This window comes from Deltaproteobacteria bacterium, from assembly GCA_016930875.1.
Taxonomy (GTDB): Bacteria; Desulfobacterota; Desulfobacteria; order Desulfobacterales.
The window spans coordinates 1-18,231 of the sequence record JAFGFW010000164.1; the positions used below are offsets into that span (position 1 = coordinate 1).

Here is an 18,231-nt window from a genome sequence, read left to right on the forward strand (position 1 = left end):
ACATTCGATGCCTGTCGAGAGCCTCAAGGTCGAGCGATTGGACGTTCGATGTTCGATGTTCATTTTTTTGTAACCGTGAACGGTTACTTTCTTTTGCCTCCGACCTCAAGCGTAGCGGTCCTCCAACAGACCGTGGCGACCCAAGACGACGGCATTGAACGAACGATTTCAAAGCTCCAATTGTGACAGTTCAGAGTATGCCCTCATGCCTCATGAAGTATTGCTCAAGGGCAATTCCACGCTAAAGGTGGCGCCACCCTGGCCGTTGTTTTTGGCAAAGATATGGCCGTTATGTCGACGGACAATCTCATAGGAGATATAAAGTCCCAGACCGGTCCCTTTTCCTACCTCCTTGGTCGTGAAAAAAGGCTTGAATATATCCTTCATGACCCCTGCGGGGATTCCTGGGCCGTTGTCTTCACACTCAAAGACAACAATGCCTCTTGGCTCATCGAGCCTGGTCCTTAAGACAATTCGCCCAGGGCCGCTGCTCACGACCTGTATAGCATTGGTCAAGATGTTAAGGCATACCTGCCCCAGGTTGGCAAAGTTGCCTTGGATTTCAGGCAGATTATCAGCATAGGCCTCGATAATTTCAATGCCAGCGCCCTTGTACTGGTTGTGAAGGACCCTTAGGGCGTTCCCGGTCACATCATTGAGCATGACGGGTTCAGAGTATTCCTGGGTCTGACGGGATATTCCAAGCAGGCTTGCAACAATATCTTTGGCGCGTTTCAGTTCCTTGAGGCTGAATTTCAGATCGTCAACCAACTCCTCCTTTTCTTCTGCGCTATCCTGTGACCCAACAATCTGTTGAGCAGGCGTTTCTTCTATAGTCTCAACGGCTGTTTGAACGAGACTGGAGACGCTTGTAAGGGGGTTGTTCAACTCGTGCGCAACTCCTGCCACAAGGGCCCCTACAGCAGCCAGGCTTTCGGATCTGATGAGAAGATCCTGAGTCTTTTCCTTTTCTTCCAGCGCCCTTTTTAGTTCTTGAGTTCGTTCTTCCACTATGCTTTCAAGGTTAACGTTAAGATTTTCAATGAGTTCATATGCCTTGGCATTCTCGATGGCAATAGCACATTGGTTTGCCAGGGTGCGAAGGAGTTCAAAGTCTTGTGCTGTGAAAAGATCTCCTGACTTCTTGTCACCCAAGACAAGCAGTCCATTTATGTTTCCTTTGAAGACCAAAGGTATGACCACAGCGCCGGCCAGGCTGTTGAAATCTTTCTTCAAGGCAGACGGATTATCACTAGAGCCCAACCATTCTTCGAGATTGTAACGGGTTACCTCCATCTTCCGATCACCCATCTCCCTGATAAGGGGACTCGACGCCCTTATTGATAGGGCCTCGTTTGATAGGCAGCCCATCTGACTGCAGATGACAAACTTCTGCCCCGCATCGTCCTTGAGCATAACATAGGCCCAATCAAGACACATGGCATCAGTGAGCGTCCTGAGGGTTTTGTCCATGATTTCGTCAAACTTCAGCATGGAGGCCATGGCATCACTCAATGCCATCAGGGTTTTTTGATAATCGTATTTACCTTTGAAGAGCAGGTTATCGATTACAACTTGCACCCGTTTCTTAAGGGGCTCAAAGACAAAAACGATGATAACAAAAAACAAGAATAGAAAAAGAAAAGACCATCTTTGGCCCATCCCCTCAAATACCTGATTGAACAAAATGATCATCAGGGCATAAGCCCCGGTGAGCAAACCTGTAAGCAGGGAGTAAATAAGACCCTTTTGAACCACGAAGCCGATGTCGAGCAAATCGTGCTTCAATACAGCAAAACCCAAGAGAGTGATGGGAATGAAGGTAAAGTTTCCCGCCGGATAAGAACTGATCCCGATCAAGGGCAAAAGGTCGAAATGGGCCATGATGGCGGCGCCCCCCAGAGCGGAGATTATATATTTTGTTTTGTTTCTTCGATCCGGGTCTTTTTCTCGCTTTAAGCTGCGAAAGAGGAGATAGATACAATAGATAGTCGTTGTGGTGCTGGCGACTCCAAACACATATATCAAGGGTCCTCCCAAGGCATAATACCCGAAATAATATCTATGGACCCCTGACAGGTAGTAGTTCCCTTGAGAAAGGAGGCTCAGACACCCGCTAAAGGCGTAGGCTATGCCAATTAACCATTTGTGCCTGGTTATTCCCAGGAAACAATAGGTAAAGTGCAGGTAAACAGGAACGAAAAAGACAACAAACACGTGATCTATGCGGCTGATGCGTAAGGCCAGATCAGGATCAGTCACTACTGAGGCCAGGGCCTTGTCGAGACTCAAGAGTCCCCCCAGCAAACAGATAGCCGCAAGAAGCAGATTGACTTTCCGGCCCTTTCCCTTGACCAGGGCCAGGCTTGCCAAAGCAAACAAGGTCAAAAAACTGACAAAGGGTGGCGCCACCCACCAATTCAACTCAATCGGCATACTGCTCACTGCAGCCCTCCACTCTGTGTTTTGCCACTGATTGTATCCAGCAGGACATCATTGACTCAATGTTGATGATTATAGCGCAGAAGAATTCCGGTCAAGACAAAACAGCTTCGAATCAGCTCAGGCTCGCGAAACAGATAGGTTCATGTTTTCAAAAGCCTAACCCCTGTACAAATTAACATTGACGATAGTGGATTTTAGATAGAATATAAAAATTTTGATCCGTATCAACGGGAAAACGGTCAACCTAACACATACAGTAACTTAAAAGATGTCTGCTGATAAGATTATTGTACGCGGCGCGCGCCAGCACAACCTCAAGAATATCGATGTGGATATCCCCCGGAATCGACTTGTGGTCATAACGGGCCTTTCGGGTTCCGGCAAGTCGACACTCGCCTTTGACACGCTTTATGCAGAGGGACAGCGTCGATACGTTGAATCGCTTTCTGTTTATGCACGCCAGTTCCTGGAGCGCATGGACAAGCCGGATGTAGACACCATCGAAGGCCTCTCGCCAGCCATTGCCATCGAACAAAAATCGACTACCAAGAACCCAAGATCCACAGTGGGAACCGTAACCGAGATCCATGATTATCTCCGGGTTCTCTTTGCCCGCAGCGGCAAGCCACACTGTCATCAATGCGGACGGCCTATCACGACTCAGACTGTCCAGCAGATGGTGGACCAAGTCATGGCCCTTAAGCCGGGGACCAGGGTTGTCATCCTGTCTCCAGTCGTCTCCGGCAAAGAGGGAACCCATCAAAGGCTGTTTCAAAGACTTAGAAGGGACGGGTTTGCCCGCGTCCGGGTAGATGGCGAGACCTTTGACCTTGGAGAAGCCATCTCGCTGGACAAGAGCACAAAGCACATAGTGGATGTAGTGGTGGACCGCTTGGTCGTAAAGGACACTATCCGTAATCGTCTGGCCGACTCCATTGAACTTGCCATAGGGCTTTCAGAAGGCCTTGTCACAGTAGATGTTTTCGGCGCAGACCCGTTTGTTTTTAGCGAAAAGGCCTCCTGCCTGGTTTGCGGCATCAGCTACCCCACGTTTTTGCCGGCAAACTTTTCCTTCAACAGCCCCCTGGGGGCCTGCCCGACGTGCAATGGGCTCGGCTCTATGATGGTCTTTGATCCTGACATGATTGTCCCAAACCCGCAACTCTCCTTGAGGCAAGGCTGCATCGCCCCGTGGGAAAACCGGCATTCGGTCTATTTCTTCCAGGTATTGGATGCCATCACTGGCCGCTATCAGGTAGACATCTACACTCCTTTCAAGGATTTTCCAGAACCACTCAAGGATCTGTTGCTATATGGCTCCAAGGGCGAGCCCATAGATTTTTACCTGGAGCGCGATGGCCGGCGCTATACCTACGTCAGGCCCTTTGAAGGGGCCATTCCCAGCCTTGAACGGCGTTACAAGGAAACATCAACGCAACAAGTGCGAGAACGGATAGAACGATTCATGAACATCCAACCCTGCCGCGATTGTCATGGAGCACGCCTCAAGCCGGAAAGCCTTGCAGTGAAGATTGGCGGCGAGTCTATTCATGAGGTCAGCGCACGGTCCATAGCCGAACTTGTTGAATTCTTTCATGCCGTTCAGCTCGCCCCACGGGAAAGGACTATCGCTGAACGCATACTGAGAGAAATTGGCGAAAGGCTCCTTTTCTTGACCCGCGTGGGACTGGGATACCTTACCCTGGACCGCGGATCAGCCACTCTTTCAGCCGGGGAATGGCAGCGTATCAGGCTCGCCACCCAGATCAGTTCTAAACTGACCGGAGTCCTTTACGTGCTGGACGAACCGAGCATAGGACTTCACCAGCGGGACAATCAGAGACTGCTGAGCACGCTTCAACAGATGCGTGATCTGGGAAATACAGTCCTTGTAGTAGAACACGATGCGGAAACCATCCTTTCGGCAGACAGCGTCATCGATATGGGCCCGGAAGCCGGCGTTAGAGGCGGACATGTTGTGTTCAGCGGACGGCCTTCAGCGCTTCTCGAACACGAGACCTCTATCACGGGCCAGTATCTGTCTGGTCGCAAGACCATACCGGTACCCACGAAGCGCCGTCCCTTGACAAAGGGATGCCTCACCCTCATTGGGGCATATTCAAACAACCTTAAAGACATCGCGGTTCGGTTTCCTCTAGGATGCTTTGTGTGTGTGACAGGCGTGTCGGGATCAGGCAAATCCACGCTGGTAATTGAAACACTCTACCGCGCTTTGGCTCGCCATTTCTATTATTCCACAAAAGGCGCGGGCAAGTTCAGGCAACTCACCGGTCTTGAAAAGGTCGACGGCGTTGTTCACATAGACCAGTCTCCCATCGGACGTACCCCACGCTCAAATCCTGCAACATATTCCGGCCTATTTGCCTACGTCAGGGAGCTATTTGCCAGAACGCCCGATGCCAGGATCCGGGGATACAAGCCAGGACGTTTTAGCTTCAACGTAAAGGGCGGCAGGTGCGAGGCCTGTCGTGGAGATGGGATCATGAAGATTGAGATGCATTTTCTTCCTGATGTTTATGTCACTTGCGATGTGTGCCGCCGCAAGCGTTACAACCGCGAAACCCTCGAGGTGAAATACAAGGGCAAAAACATATCTGACGTGCTGGATATGACAGTGAATCAGGCCCTTGCATTCTTTGGCAATGTGAAAAAGATAAGAACCAAACTCGAGACCTTGGCCGATGTGGGACTCAATTATGTCCGGTTGGGGCAGGCTGCTACGACACTATCCGGCGGGGAAGCACAGCGCCTGAAGCTGTCAAGAGAACTGAGCAAGCGAGGAACAGGACGAACCGTCTATATCCTGGATGAACCGACCACAGGTCTGCATTTTGCCGACATTCAGAAACTCCTGGATGTTCTCAATCGGCTGGCCGATGCCGGCAATACGATTGTCGTGATCGAGCACAATATGGATGTGATCAAATCTGCCGACTATGTCATTGACCTCGGTCCGGAAGGCGGGGATGAAGGAGGACATGTGGTGGGATGCGGCAGGCCGCAAGAAATTGCAGAGCTGGCAGATTCCCACACGGGCAGGTTTCTGAGGAAGATATTGGGTGACCGTTTACGGGTTCAGGGTTCAGAGGTTCAAGGTTCGGGTTTGTGAAGGTTAGTAAAAGAAAGGCAACCCTGAACGAGGCCCTCCGCCGTAGGCTATGGCCCGCAGACGGGTGAACTTTGAACCTGTGAAGCTTACGATATTAGATAGAAGCTCCTGATGTGAGCCTGTAACAGAGCATGTCCAATTTGAGAGTAAAATCCACGTTTTCGATACACACATGGGCTGGACACCTGATCTTGGTTGGCGCAAAATTCAGAATGCCGCCAATGCCCGCCCTTACTAGAGTGTCCGCGACTTCTTGAGCCCATTTGGGCTTTACGGCAATGACACCTATCTCGATGCCTTTTTCTTCGATCACGTGATTAATGGCTTTTGGAGGCTCAACCTTTATGCCTCCTATTCTTATGCCGATCCTTTCCGGGGTTTTGTCGAATGCCGCCACAAAAGTGTACCCCCTATCCGCGAACGGGGCATGCCTTAAAAGGGCCAAGCCCAGATTTCCCACACCTACCAGCCCTAAACGCCATTCTTTATCAGTCCCCAAGATCTTGCGGATTTCAAACAGGAGCTCTTTTACATAATAGCCGAGGCCTCTGACTCCGAATCCGCCGAAGTAGGCAAGGTCCTTGCGTATCTGGGCAGGATTGACCCCGCATATGTCGGCCAGACGCCCCGAGGAAATGACCTCAACGCCCTTTTCATCCAATACGGCAAGATTTCTTGCATAAACTGACAGGCGTGAGATGGCGATTGCAGGTATTTTCACGCTTGAATATTAAGGTATGATATTTTCGATAGGAAAGGGTTTGACGCCAAAAAACGAACAGGGTTGCACACCACGATCAGCATGCGGTGGCGGCAACCCTGTCAGGTTTTCTCGCTACTTTTTGGTACTGCTTAATGACCAGCGCCAAACAGCGCCGCGATACTTGCAGACTGCGGATGTGCATAAATCAGAATCAGGGAAATAACCAGGGCATAAATAACCAGAGACTCGATCATGGCCAGACCGATCAACATGGTCACGGTCACCTTACCAGAGGACTCCGGATTCCTGGCAATACCTTCAACCGCACTCTTGAGTCCCATGCCTTGGCCGAGAGCGCCCCCGAAGGCTGCGACGGCGATACCAAAGCCTGCGGCAAACACGGATACCGTGAAGTACTTCAGACCAAAGATGGCCGTCTCCCCACCTGCAGCATAGGCTACTGTGGAAAGGGCAAGCAGAAAAAATGCGGACCCAAGGGTTGAAAACGACAGTTTCTTGAACATAGACTCTTCCTCCTTTACTAAAAAATTTTGTTCATGGGCTTCTTCCATATATAAAATCGCGAAGCGATCTTATTTGTTAATGGGCATGTTCCATAGCGCCTGCAAAGTACATGCAGGAAAGTAAGAAGAACACAAAGGCCTGAACCAGGCTTACAAAGATACCCAAAGCCATGATGGGCAGGGGGGCAAAAAAGGCGCCAGCCAGCAGGAAGAGGATGGCCAAAACCAGTTCGTGGCCAGCCATATTGCCAAAAAGACGGATGCTGAGGGAAAGGATGCGGGCCAAGTGGCCGATCAGCTCAATAGGAAATATGATAGGCGCCATCCACCATATAGGCCCCAGAAAGTGTTTGATGTACTTAGGCCCGTGATACATCACACCAATAATGTGAGTCATGGGAACCACCACCAGAGCGCATGAAAGGGTGGTATTAATCTTGGCTGTAGGCGGGAAAAACCCTGGAACCAAGCCCAAAAGATTGCAAACAAAGATATATATAAACACGGTGGCAAGAATAGGAAAAAAGCGGCGACCCTCCTCGCCAGTAACGTCAACAACGAACTCTTCCATTCCACCGATTACAATCTCGAAGAAGTTTTGCCCCTTCGTGGGAATCATGCTAATCCCCCTGGTGGCAATATATGCAAGGACAATCAGCAGAAGCATTACAAACCATGTATAAATCACGTGGACATAGTTGTGGGCAAAATGGCCCAGGCCAACCAGATCAAATAGTTGCACTAGAAACAGAATTGGATGTTCCATATTACGCCGCCTCCCTGAAAATAATTTTCCTTATTTCATTAACAGTAGCCAGAAAAATACTCGTGATCACAACAGAAAGACCAATGACGAGACCCAAGGGATTAACGTAATGGTCAGCTATCAACACATATATTATAACAACACTGACCAAGAATCGGATATAGTACTTACCCAAAACAACCCTGGTTTTGGCCACATGTGGTGGTGTGAGCGCTCTCTTGAGAGACCGATATAATAGATGAAAGTTGATCGTAACAATGAGACCGCCTGCCAGGATTCCCCACGCAAAACGCCCTGGCGCAAAGATAAAACCACAGACAGTAACCGCACAGAAGAGAATCCAGTTAGTGATCGTAATAAACCTGAGCAGTCTCCTTTCTATGCGCACGACCTGAAGTTTTCCTGTCACATTTTACGGGTTCTTTTCAGGGCCAGGTATATGTTGCGATATCCAGCGATGACGCCAAAGCCGAGAAAAACAAGCGTAAACCATGGCTGAGTATGAAATACCCGCGTGTCGAGCCAGTACCCGATACCTAGTCCGATTACAACCGACAGGGCAATGGAGAAACTCAGGCTACTGTAATACCATAACTCTTTAAACAGTTTCTTAGTATCTTCTTCCATGACAAAGAGCGCTTTTCCAAAAGCCCCACTTTAGCAACCAGTCAGCCTTTTGGAAAATCATGCCGCTTGTTATCACACCATGCCTGTCAAGTCAATCCTTAAATTCTCAAACCCCTAAAAACCTTGCTCGCGGCACTGATAGTCGTCTCGATATCTGCCTCGCTGTGAGCGCTCGACACGAATGCCGCCTCATATTGAGAAGGAGCCAGATAGATGCCCAGTTCCAGCATCTCTTTGTAATATCTGGCAAATAGGGCAACATCACTCTTTTGGGCCTCAGCAAAGTCTGAAACCGGCTGATCTGTGAAAAAAAGTCCGAGCATGGAGCCGACCCTGTTCATCACCACAGGCAGCTCCGCCTTGCCGGCAGCCTCTTTCAGTCCATCTTCCAACATGGCAGACCTGGATTCCAGCGTTTCGTAAAACCCGGGCTGCTGTAAGCATTTTAGCGTTGCAATACCTGCTGCCATGGCCACCGGGTTGCCAGAAAGAGTTCCAGCCTGATAAACGGGCCCTTCAGGGGCGATCTTGCTCATAAGCTCCGACTTTCCGCCGTAGGCCCCCACTGGGAGGCCGCCGCCTATGACTTTGCCCATGCAGGTAAGGTCCGGAATGATGCCGTACAAGGTCTGGGCGCCTCCATAAGCAACGCGGAAACCTGTCATGACCTCATCAAATATCAGGACGATCCCCTGGTCCTTGGTAAGCTTCCTTAAGGTTTCCAGGAAGCCGGGTTTGGGCGACACAAGGCCCATGTTGCCGGCAACGGGTTCCACAATTACGGCGGCAATGGCCCCGGCTTTTTCCGAACAAACCTCCTTTAGTCGCTCTTGGTCGTTATAGGGCAGCGATATGGTATTTCCAACGCATGCCTCAGGAACACCCGGGCTTCCCGGAATGCCCAATGTGGCCACCCCGGAACCTGCCTGCACCAGGAAGCTGTCACCATGGCCATGGTAGCAACCGTCAAACTTGATAATGAGATCCCGACCCGTTGCCCCCCTTGCCAGGCGAATAGCGCTTATGGTTGCCTCTGTTCCGGAGTTTACCATCCGGACCATCTCTACTGATGGAATGGCGTCAATCACCATCTCGGCCAGTTCCACCTCAAGATCCGTTGGCGCTCCAAAGCTGGTCCCCCTCGCCAGGACACCCTCAATGGCCGATATTACCTCTGGGTGTCGATGCCCCAAAATCATGGGGCCCCATGAGCCAACGTAGTCTATGAAAGCATTGCCATTGGCGTCAAATACTTTGGACCCCTGGGCTCGCTGTATGAACAGAGGGTCCATACCGACCGAGCGGCAGGCACGGACAGGGCTGTTAACGCCACCAGGGATGATTTTTCGGGCCTTGGCAAAGAGTCTTTCAGATACATCCTTTTCCATAAACGCAGCTCCTTTTATCCATTTGTGTGCCGTTTTCTTTTCACTTTTCTTTTCTTGAGTGCCTGATGAGAAGACCTAGAGATATTAATGCGACCCCAAGGGCCAATCCAAGTCGTGAGTTATGTCGATAATAGTAGTAAAATGGACCGGGTCCGGCCGGTCCATGACTAAAATCAAAGAGATAATATACTGTGAAAAAAGGGCCAGCAGCAAAACAGATAATATCTACGATACCCCTGAAGATCGTTTTCATAATGTGTTCTCCTTCCGGCCATGTCATGGTCCTCGGGGAATAATTCCATTTCTCACAATTTCGACATGTTGTCAACTCAATGAAAAACTCAATGAAAAACACTATCGCCTTGCAGAAAACGGTCCTTTTTCAAAGAAGCAGGATATGTTATTGATGGCATTATCGATGCAAAGGGAAATTCTCTATGATAGCCAAGAAGATACAATTCATTAAGACCGACATCTGGAGGGTCCGCTTAAGGGATCTTCCGCGGATACAATCGATCTGGATTAGACTGTTGAGGATCATCATACTGTCTGTGCGGGGATTTGACAAAGACAACTGCCTTTTCAGGGCGTCGGCCTTAACCTTTTATTCGTTGCTCTCCATTGTGCCAGTCGTGGCTATGGCCTTTGGCCTGGCTAAGGGGTTTGGATTTGAGAGAACCCTTGAAACACAACTCTTTGAGACATTCCAGGGTCAGGAAGAAGTTGTTCTTAGGGTGGTGACCTTTGCCCGTTCACTCCTTGAAAACACAAAAGGAGGCGTGATTGCCGGCGTGGGCATTCTGTTGCTCTTCTGGGCGGTTATCCGGGTCCTGGGAAACATCGAGAGTTCATTCAACCATATCTGGGGGATCAAGAAACCGAGAAGCTTTACAAGAAAGATAAGCGATTATCTTTCTGCTATGATTGTCTGTCCCATCCTGTTTATCGTGTCGAGTACGGTGACCGTGCTGATAAAGAGCCAGGTGAGTCTTGTGGTGCAGAAAATCGCCCTTCTGGGGGCCATCAGTCCCGTAATATTTTTCACCCTCCGATTGCTGCCCTACGGTGTGATTTGGGTCCTCTTCACCTTTGTCTACATGTTCATGCCTAATACAAAGATAAGGCTCGGATCAGCGATTTTTGCAGGTGTTGCGGCTGGTACACTGTATCAGATTTTCCAGTTAGTGTACCTTTCTTTTCAAATTGGCGTGGCCAAATATAATGCCATTTATGGAAGCTTTGCGGCGCTTCCCCTTTTCCTCATATGGCTCCAGCTTAGCTGGATGATCGTGCTCTTTGGGGCAGAGCTCTGTTTTGCTTATCAGAACGAAGAGACCTATGAGTTTGAGCAGGATTGTTCGGTCATAAGTTATACCTTCAAAAAACTCCTCACGTTAAGAGTCGTACATCTGGTGGTGAAAGGTTTTTCAGAAGGGGGCAAATCGTTATTGGCCGTCCAGATTGCAGGGACACTGGAAATTCCTATCCGCCTGGTCCGTGAGATATTGAATGAACTAGTGAAATCGGGGGTTATTTCTGAGATATATGACAACGAGAAAGAAGAGGCATCCTTTCAGCCTGCTCAGGACATTAACTTGTTTACTGTCAAATACGTCATTGATAGGCTGGAACAGCATGGCAGTGACAACATACCCGTTGCCAAGTCAAGGGAGATTGAGAGACTTTCTGAGTGCCTAAGGGTTTTTGGCGAGGTCATTGAGAAATCACCGGCAAATATGTTGCTAAAAGAAATATAATGACTTCGCCAAAAGCGTAAGAACAACATTGAGCTTTCTTGCAGAAAAGCGCTTCACTCTTTCCCCGTGGCGTCCGTCAAAACCTTTTCGATCTGTTCCTCCGTGAAGGGTTTGTGGAGTATGGCGTTTACTTTTGACTTGACACATTGGATTTAAAAGAATATTTAATTTATATAATATATATATAAATGTCATTCAATTATATTTAATAAGCTAAACTAGGTCATTATGGCAGAAAGGAAGGCCAGTGCAAAATTACATTGTTTGCGAAATTAGGGGAAATCACCCGAGAATTCACGTAAAAATATGCCAGCAAAGATGTGAACATTCTGAAACTTGCCAAGCATTTCAAGACTACATCAAGGCCAATGCTGCCGACGAAATGGTCATAAGGCCAGCCACTGGAGGCTGGTCTTCAGAGAAAGGTATGGCAGGGGCGCCTGCGTGACACGCTCAAAACACGGCCCCCGCAACCGCCCCCGAGATCGACTTTAGTCCTTGACTAACCCGTGGGAATCCTCTAGATTCGAGCCAGTTTTTTTCTCATGTTCTGACGGCATTACTGGTTCTTGCCTCTCAACATTGATCAAGTCGTAAAAAGTCGTCACTCCGGTGAAAACCGGAGTCCAGAGCCTTTGTAACTAGCTGAATAAACTGGATTCCGGCTTTCGCCGGAATGACAGAAAGAGGTGTTTTTCGACTTTTTACGATTTCATCAACATTGATTTTGCCATAAATTGCCAGCCAGATCGGCCCTTGCCTTTCATTCTTCAGGACATACAAGGAATAAAGAGTATTTTATATGAGCGCTCCTGACAGACATATTGTTGAAGTCAACATCGAAAATGAGATGAAGCGGTCCTATCTTGATTACGCTATGAGCGTCATAATCGGCCGCGCCCTGCCTGATGTTCGTGATGGCCTCAAGCCAGTCCACCGCCGGATACTTTATGCCATGCACGAGCTTAAGAACGACTGGAACAAGGCGTACAAGAAATCGGCTCGTGTTGTGGGGGATGTAATCGGCAAATACCATCCTCATGGTGACACGGCAGTTTACGACACCATCGTACGTATGGCCCAGGATTTCTCTTTGCGTTATCCCCTCGTTGATGGCCAGGGAAACTTCGGCTCCGTGGATGGTGATTCGGCTGCTGCCATGCGTTACACCGAAATCAGGTTCACGCGGCTGGCCCACGAGATGCTCGAGGACCTTGACAAGGAGACCGTTGATTTTACCCCCAACTACGACGAATCCCTCACGGAGCCTTCTCTTCTTCCAGCCAAAATCCCCAATCTTCTGATAAACGGTTCCTCCGGGATTGCAGTGGGCATGTCAACGAATATTCCACCGCACAACCTCACTGAAGTGATTGATGCCACGGTTGCCCTTATTGACAACCCGGAGATCTCCTGCGAAGGCCTCATGGCCCACCTGCCTGGTCCTGATTTTCCCACGTCAGGCATCCTTTACGGACGCAAAGGCATCAAGTCCGCTTATGAAACAGGAAGGGGCATTATCCGGCTCAGAGCCCGTGTGATGATAGAAAAGGATCGCAGGACCGAATTCGAAAGCATCATAGTCACCGAGATTCCCTACCAGGTTAACAAGGCCCGCTTGATTGAAAAGATCGCAGAACTGGTCAAAGACAAACGTATCGAAGGCGTCAAATATGTGCGCGACGAATCGGACAGGGAAGGAATGCGTATCGTTGTTGCCCTGAAAAAAGACCAGATTTCTGGGGTTATCATCAACCAGCTTTATGCCCACACTCAGATGGAGACTAGCTTTGGGATTATCCTCCTTGCCATTGTGGACAGACAACCCAGGCTCCTGAGCTTAAAAGAACTCATCAGCTATTTTGTCGAACATCGCAAAGAGATCGTAGTTCGCCGTACCCGCTTTGAGTTAATCAAGGCCGAGGCCAGGGCTCATGTCTTGGAGGGCCTCAAAGTAGCCCTGGATCACATTGACGCTGTCATTGCCGTGATTCGCTCATCAAAGAACCCAGCCGAGGCCAAGGAGCGTCTCATTGCGGATTTTGATCTTTCCGAGGTCCAGTCTCAGGCCATCCTGGACATGCGCCTGCAACGCTTGACAGGGCTCGAGCGAGACAAAATCAATGAAGAATACAAGGAGACCATCAAAGCTATTGCGCGATATCGTGAGATTCTGGCCAGCGAGCGGCTGGTTCGGGGTATCATCAAGCAAGAACTCGAAGATCTGCGAAAGCGCTACGGAGATGATCGCCGCACCGAGATCGTGGCGGAAACAGAGGAGCTCACGGTTGAAGACATGATTGTAGAAGAGGATATGGTAGTCACCATATCTCATGCCGGCTACATAAAGAGAAATCCGGTGACTCTCTACAACAGCCAGCGGCGAGGGGGCAAGGGCAAAACAGGCATGGGTATGATGAAGGAAGAAGACTTTGTGGACCGTCTCTTTGTCGCCTCCACACACGACACATTCTTGTTTTTCACGAACCTGGGACGCGTCTACTGGCGTAAGGTTCACGAGCTGCCGCAAGCAGGCCGGATGGCACGGGGCAAGGCTATTGTCAATCTCCTATCACTTGACAAGGGAGAAAAGGTTGCCACGGTCCTTGCAGTGCGATCCTTTGCCCCCGGATTAACCGTCCTCATGGCCACAATGGGTGGCACGGTGAAAAAGACGGATCTAATGGCATACAGCCGTCCCAGGTCAGACGGCATCATTGCCTTAAATCTTGTCCCGGGTGATGAACTCATTGCCGTGCGCATCACGGACGGCACACAAAACGTCTTCCTCGGATCCGCGCACGGCAAGTCCATCCGCTTTCATGAATCGAATGTACGACCCATGGGTCGGGTCAGCCGGGGAGTACGGGGAATGCACATTGCTGATGGGGATTATCTGGTGGGCATGGAGGTACTCACAGACGGAAAGACGCTTATGACTATCACAAAAAACGGCTACGGCAAACGAACCTCCATCGACGAATACCCCGTATACAAAAGGGGTGGCAAAGGGGTGATCACCATTAAAACCACGGAACGAAACGGCCTGGTGATGGCCATCATTCTGGTAACCGATGAAGATGATCTAATGCTGGTAAGCGATCGCGGCAAGATCATCCGAATGCCGGTAAGAGACGTTTCAGTCATTGGGCGCAATACGCAAGGCGTGCGATTGTTCGCCATGGAGCCGGGAGAACGCGTGGCCAGCGCTGCCCGTCTTGCGGAAAAGGATGTGTGAAGAAAGTGGATATGAAAATTGGCGTGATCGGAGCAGGCGCATGGGGAACTGCTCTAGCCAACCACTTGGCGGAAAAAGGATTCGATGTCGATCTGTGGGCCTTTGAAGCCGAAGTGTGCGCGGACATCCTTGAAGCCCGTGAAAACAAGCTTTTTCTTCCAGGGATTCGACTTTCGCAAAACATCAGGCCGTCAAACGATCTTGACAGGGTGGCTGCCGGAAAAGACTTATTGCTCCTGGTGATGCCTTCCCATGTCTTTCGTTCTGTTGCGGTCAACCTGGTCCATCATCCCGCAGAAAAAACCTACATTGTCAGCGCCTCAAAAGGGATAGAAAATGAGACCCACTTGACCATGTCAGGTATCCTTCAGCAGATCCTTCCTCCAAGACTTCATAGCCAGATTACGGTCCTTTCCGGCCCGAGCTTCGCCAGGGAGGTGGCCCAGAAGATACCAACAGCCGTCACCGTGGCTGCCCATAACCCGGAGGTGGCCCGGCAGGTACAGAGCGCCTTTGCGGCCCAGTACTTCAGGGTCTACACAAGCTGTGATGTGATTGGCGTGGAACTGGGCGGCGCTGTGAAAAATGTAATGGCCATTGCGGCAGGCATCTCAGATGGGCTCGGTCTGGGATTTAACACGAGGGCGGCCTTGATCACTAGAGGGATAACCGAAATCCAGCGTTTGGGCAGAAGGCTTGGAGCCGACTCAAAAACCTTTATGGGGCTGGCCGGCATAGGCGACTTGGTCCTGACCTGCACGGGAACGTTGAGCCGTAACTGGAGCCTGGGCCACAAGTTGGGACAGGGGATGAAGCTTGACACTATCCTGTCCGAGACGCGCACGGTGGCCGAAGGTGTGAAGACCACAAAATCGGTTCATAATCTATCTCGGAAGATAGGAGTCGAAATGCCCATTGCAGAGCAGATCTATCGCATATTGTACGAAGACCTTGACCCAAAAGAGGCGCTTCGCATCCTTATGAGCAGGGATCTCAGACAAGAGCACGATGAAGAATGACTAATGTCTGAGGGAAAGAAGCCACACAAAGGCGAAGGCCATCGAGACCGCCTAAGAGCAAAATTTTTGACTTCCGGGCTTGATGGCTTCCATGATTACGAAGTCATCGAACTGCTCCTTACCCTGGCCACACCCAGAAAGGACTGTAAGGAGCAGGCTAAAGCCGTCTTGAAGCGCTTTAAGACTCTTCAAGGGGTCATTGAAGCGCCGTCTGGAGATCTCCAGGAGATAGAGGGCATTGGGCCGAAAAACGTATTCGGTATCAAGTTCGTAAGCGCGGTTGCAGAGCGATACCTGAAAAAAAAGGTCATCAAGAAAGACCCAATCCGATCGTCCAGTGAGCTTTTCAAATATCTTTACCACACCCTGCGTGACAAGAACCGCGAGATCTTCAAAGTCGTCTTTCTTGACGCCCAGAACCGGATCATAGCCATAGAAACCCTTTTTGAGGGTACCCTCACGGCGAGCAGTGTCTATCCAAGGGAGGTCGTTCAAGCCGCCCTGAGACACCATGCGGCAGGCCTCTTTCTGGTCCACAACCACCCTTCAGGGGAGCCCAGACCATCCAGGGAAGACAAACTCATCACCCAAGAGCTGATCCACGCCTGCCGGGTCATGGGGATCACGGTCCATGAGCACCTCATTATCGGGGACAACACCTATTTCAGTTTTGCAGATCACGGTCACATCGCTGAGATGAACCGTGAATATGAGGCGGTGCATAGACAAGGGCGGGAACGGGGACGTTGTTGACTAAGTTGAATAAGGGGGATAAGCGCAGGGTGAATAGCGGACGATGGGAGGCGAGTTATGCCGAGGCAAGCCAGACTTGATGCACCTGGAACGTTACATCATGTCATTGTTAGAGAGATACGAAAGCGTCCGCCTGTAGGCGGATTGATGACCAATTCCGCCCACTACCAAACATAGTTCAACGTCTCCCAAGATGGCTAATTCAACTTAGCCAACAACGTCCCCTCGCGTCCTGTCAATTCGCAAACACCACGTAGCAGCGGGAATTGTGCCGAGATTCTGCCGCTGTATTATTTGCAGGAATTTTTCAATGGTTAAAGCTTATCCCTGTGTTATTTAGAAATGAGAGGACCGGCGAAGCTGGTTTAAGTGCTTGAGATTTATCGACATTCTGAATATGAAAATTTCCGTCTTTGGAGAGCTTGCTCAAGATTCGAGGCGCAGGGGGAAGATTCATAAAGCTCCTTTGTTAAGAACCCACTTCTCAAGCATCTCAAATACCAACTCTCTTTTGACCGGCTTTGAAATATAATCATCCATGCCCCCTTGGAGACACCTTTCCCGGTCACCCTTCATTGCATGGGCGGTCATGGCAACGATTGGGATTTTGTCAAATCCGTTGTCCCTGATCGCTTTTGTGGCTTTCATGCCGTCCATTTTTGGCATCTGGATGTCCATGAAAATCAAGTCAAACGCCTTGGGAGCCTTCGTGTATTTCTCAACGGCCTCCCGTCCGTTGTTGGCCACCTCCACTTGATAACCCGCCTTTGTCAACACCATCTTTGCTAGCCTTTGATTAACTGGGTTGTCTTCTACCAAAAGAATACGTGCAGAATGCTTGACCTCTTCTCTCATAGAATGTTGAGTGACAATTGAGACTGGTTTTTCCCCCTCGTCGACATCCTTCTTTTTCCCCAGCAGCCGCTCCATCATGTCCAAAAGTTTTCGCCGGTGCACGGGCTTGGGCAAAAAGCCGTCAAAGCCTGCTTCCAAACACTCTTTTGCATCACCCTCAGGACATGAGGAATAAGCCAGCAAAGGGATATAAGGAATCTGTGACTGGGAATCGCGAATTTGCCGCGCTACGTCATAGGCGCTCATTTCAGGCATCTGAATATCCAAGATGCAAACATCAAAGGGATCACCAGCCTCAAAGGCATCTTTCACGGTTAGCAGGACTTTCCCACCCCCCGTAAGCCCTACTGCGCGCACGCCTGCTGACTTCATGATGTGTGTTACGATAGTCAGGTTGTTCTTGTTATTATCAACAATAAGTACCTTCTTGCCAGAAAGGGAAACCGGGGCAAATCTTTTGACCTGTTTGTCTTTCACCTTTTGCAGCCAGGCAGCAAAGTAAAATGTGCTTCCCTTTCCTGGCTCACTTTTTGCCCAGACATCTCCATCCATAAGCCCTGAGATCTGCTTGCATATCGCTAAGCCCAAACCGCTGCCGCCGTACTTTCGAGTAGTGGAAGTATCGGCTTGTTGAAAGACTTCAAAGATTGTATCCACTTTATCTTGCGGGATGCCGATACCAGTATCCCTGATACTGGCACGAAGTTTTAGCCGTTCATTACGTTCCTCTGCTATGTCAATAGAGAGTTCTATTTCACCCAATTCGGTAAACTTTGCAGCATTGCCCATGAGGTTCAACAGCACCTGCCGAAACCGCGCCGGATCTCCCCTGACATAAGCCGGGACTTCATCGCCGATACGGCACAGTATCTCAACAGGCTTGTCTTGCAGCCTTGGGCGAATCAGCTCGCAAACGTCATAGGCCGTAATTTCAGGGTCAAAGTCAACGGTCTCAAACTCTAACTGACCTGCCTCGATCTTGGAAAAATCAAGGATATCGTTGATCAAGGAAAGTAGCCCCTCGCC

At 49.9% G+C, this 18,231-nt stretch carries 14 protein-coding genes; 6 read left to right on the forward strand and 8 right to left on the reverse strand.

Going from position 1 to position 18,231, the window contains the following annotated elements:
- Positions 1-186 (forward strand): hypothetical protein (locus tag JW883_13965; protein MBN1843372.1); only part of this gene is annotated, 186 nt, incomplete at its 5' end.
- A 24-nt stretch (positions 187-210) separates the two neighbouring features.
- On the opposite strand, the gene JW883_13970 is transcribed toward JW883_13965, so the two are convergent.
- Positions 211-2,445, reverse strand: a complete 2,235-nt coding sequence (locus tag JW883_13970) for a GAF domain-containing protein (protein MBN1843373.1) — start codon at positions 2,443-2,445, stop codon at positions 211-213.
- A gap of 268 nt (positions 2,446-2,713) precedes the next feature.
- Here JW883_13970 and uvrA point away from each other — a divergent pair, with 268 nt between their 5' ends.
- Positions 2,714-5,575, forward strand: coding sequence for an excinuclease ABC subunit UvrA (gene uvrA, locus JW883_13975; GenBank protein MBN1843374.1), 2,862 nt, complete (start codon positions 2,714-2,716; stop codon positions 5,573-5,575).
- A gap of 94 nt (positions 5,576-5,669) precedes the next feature.
- Here uvrA and JW883_13980 read toward each other — a convergent pair whose 3' ends face one another.
- From JW883_13980 to hemL, 6 genes are all read right to left on the reverse strand, one after another.
- A complete protein-coding gene (locus tag JW883_13980) occupies positions 5,670-6,296 on the reverse strand; it encodes a redox-sensing transcriptional repressor Rex (GenBank protein MBN1843375.1) in 627 nt (208 codons plus the stop codon).
- A gap of 131 nt (positions 6,297-6,427) precedes the next feature.
- Positions 6,428-6,802: an ATP synthase F0 subunit C gene (gene atpE / locus JW883_13985; protein ID MBN1843376.1), complete on the reverse strand. Its 375-nt coding sequence runs from the start codon at positions 6,800-6,802 to the stop codon at positions 6,428-6,430.
- Positions 6,803-6,878: 76 nt separating this feature from the next.
- Positions 6,879-7,568 (reverse strand): F0F1 ATP synthase subunit A, encoded by a 690-nt coding sequence (atpB, locus tag JW883_13990; GenBank protein MBN1843377.1) that lies wholly within the window; start codon positions 7,566-7,568, stop codon positions 6,879-6,881.
- Between the two features lies 1 nt (position 7,569).
- Positions 7,570-7,956, reverse strand: coding sequence for an ATP synthase subunit I (locus JW883_13995; protein ID MBN1843378.1), 387 nt, complete (start codon positions 7,954-7,956; stop codon positions 7,570-7,572).
- Between the two features lie 17 nt (positions 7,957-7,973).
- A complete protein-coding gene (locus tag JW883_14000) occupies positions 7,974-8,195 on the reverse strand; it encodes an AtpZ/AtpI family protein (protein ID MBN1843379.1) in 222 nt (73 codons plus the stop codon).
- 98 nt (positions 8,196-8,293) lie between these two features.
- Positions 8,294-9,583: a glutamate-1-semialdehyde 2,1-aminomutase gene (gene hemL, locus JW883_14005; protein ID MBN1843380.1), complete on the reverse strand. Its 1,290-nt coding sequence runs from the start codon at positions 9,581-9,583 to the stop codon at positions 8,294-8,296.
- Positions 9,584-10,020: 437 nt separating this feature from the next.
- Between hemL and JW883_14010 the strand changes: the two genes are divergently transcribed.
- From JW883_14010 to radC, 4 genes are all read left to right on the forward strand, one after another.
- The gene (locus JW883_14010; protein ID MBN1843381.1) at positions 10,021-11,340 is read left to right on the forward strand and encodes a YihY/virulence factor BrkB family protein; all 1,320 of its coding nucleotides are present in this window, start codon (positions 10,021-10,023) and stop codon (positions 11,338-11,340) included.
- 802 nt (positions 11,341-12,142) lie between these two features.
- On the forward strand, positions 12,143-14,578 hold the full coding sequence (gene gyrA, locus JW883_14015; GenBank protein MBN1843382.1) for a DNA gyrase subunit A: 2,436 nt from the start codon (positions 12,143-12,145) through the stop codon (positions 14,576-14,578).
- Positions 14,579-14,583: 5 nt separating this feature from the next.
- Positions 14,584-15,597: an NAD(P)-dependent glycerol-3-phosphate dehydrogenase gene (locus JW883_14020; protein ID MBN1843383.1), complete on the forward strand. Its 1,014-nt coding sequence runs from the start codon at positions 14,584-14,586 to the stop codon at positions 15,595-15,597.
- Between the two features lie 3 nt (positions 15,598-15,600).
- On the forward strand, positions 15,601-16,350 hold the full coding sequence (gene radC / locus JW883_14025; GenBank protein MBN1843384.1) for a DNA repair protein RadC: 750 nt from the start codon (positions 15,601-15,603) through the stop codon (positions 16,348-16,350).
- Between the two features lie 453 nt (positions 16,351-16,803).
- On the opposite strand, the gene JW883_14030 is transcribed toward radC, so the two are convergent.
- Positions 16,804-18,231 (reverse strand): response regulator (locus JW883_14030; GenBank protein ID MBN1843385.1); only part of this gene is annotated, 1,428 nt, incomplete at its 5' end.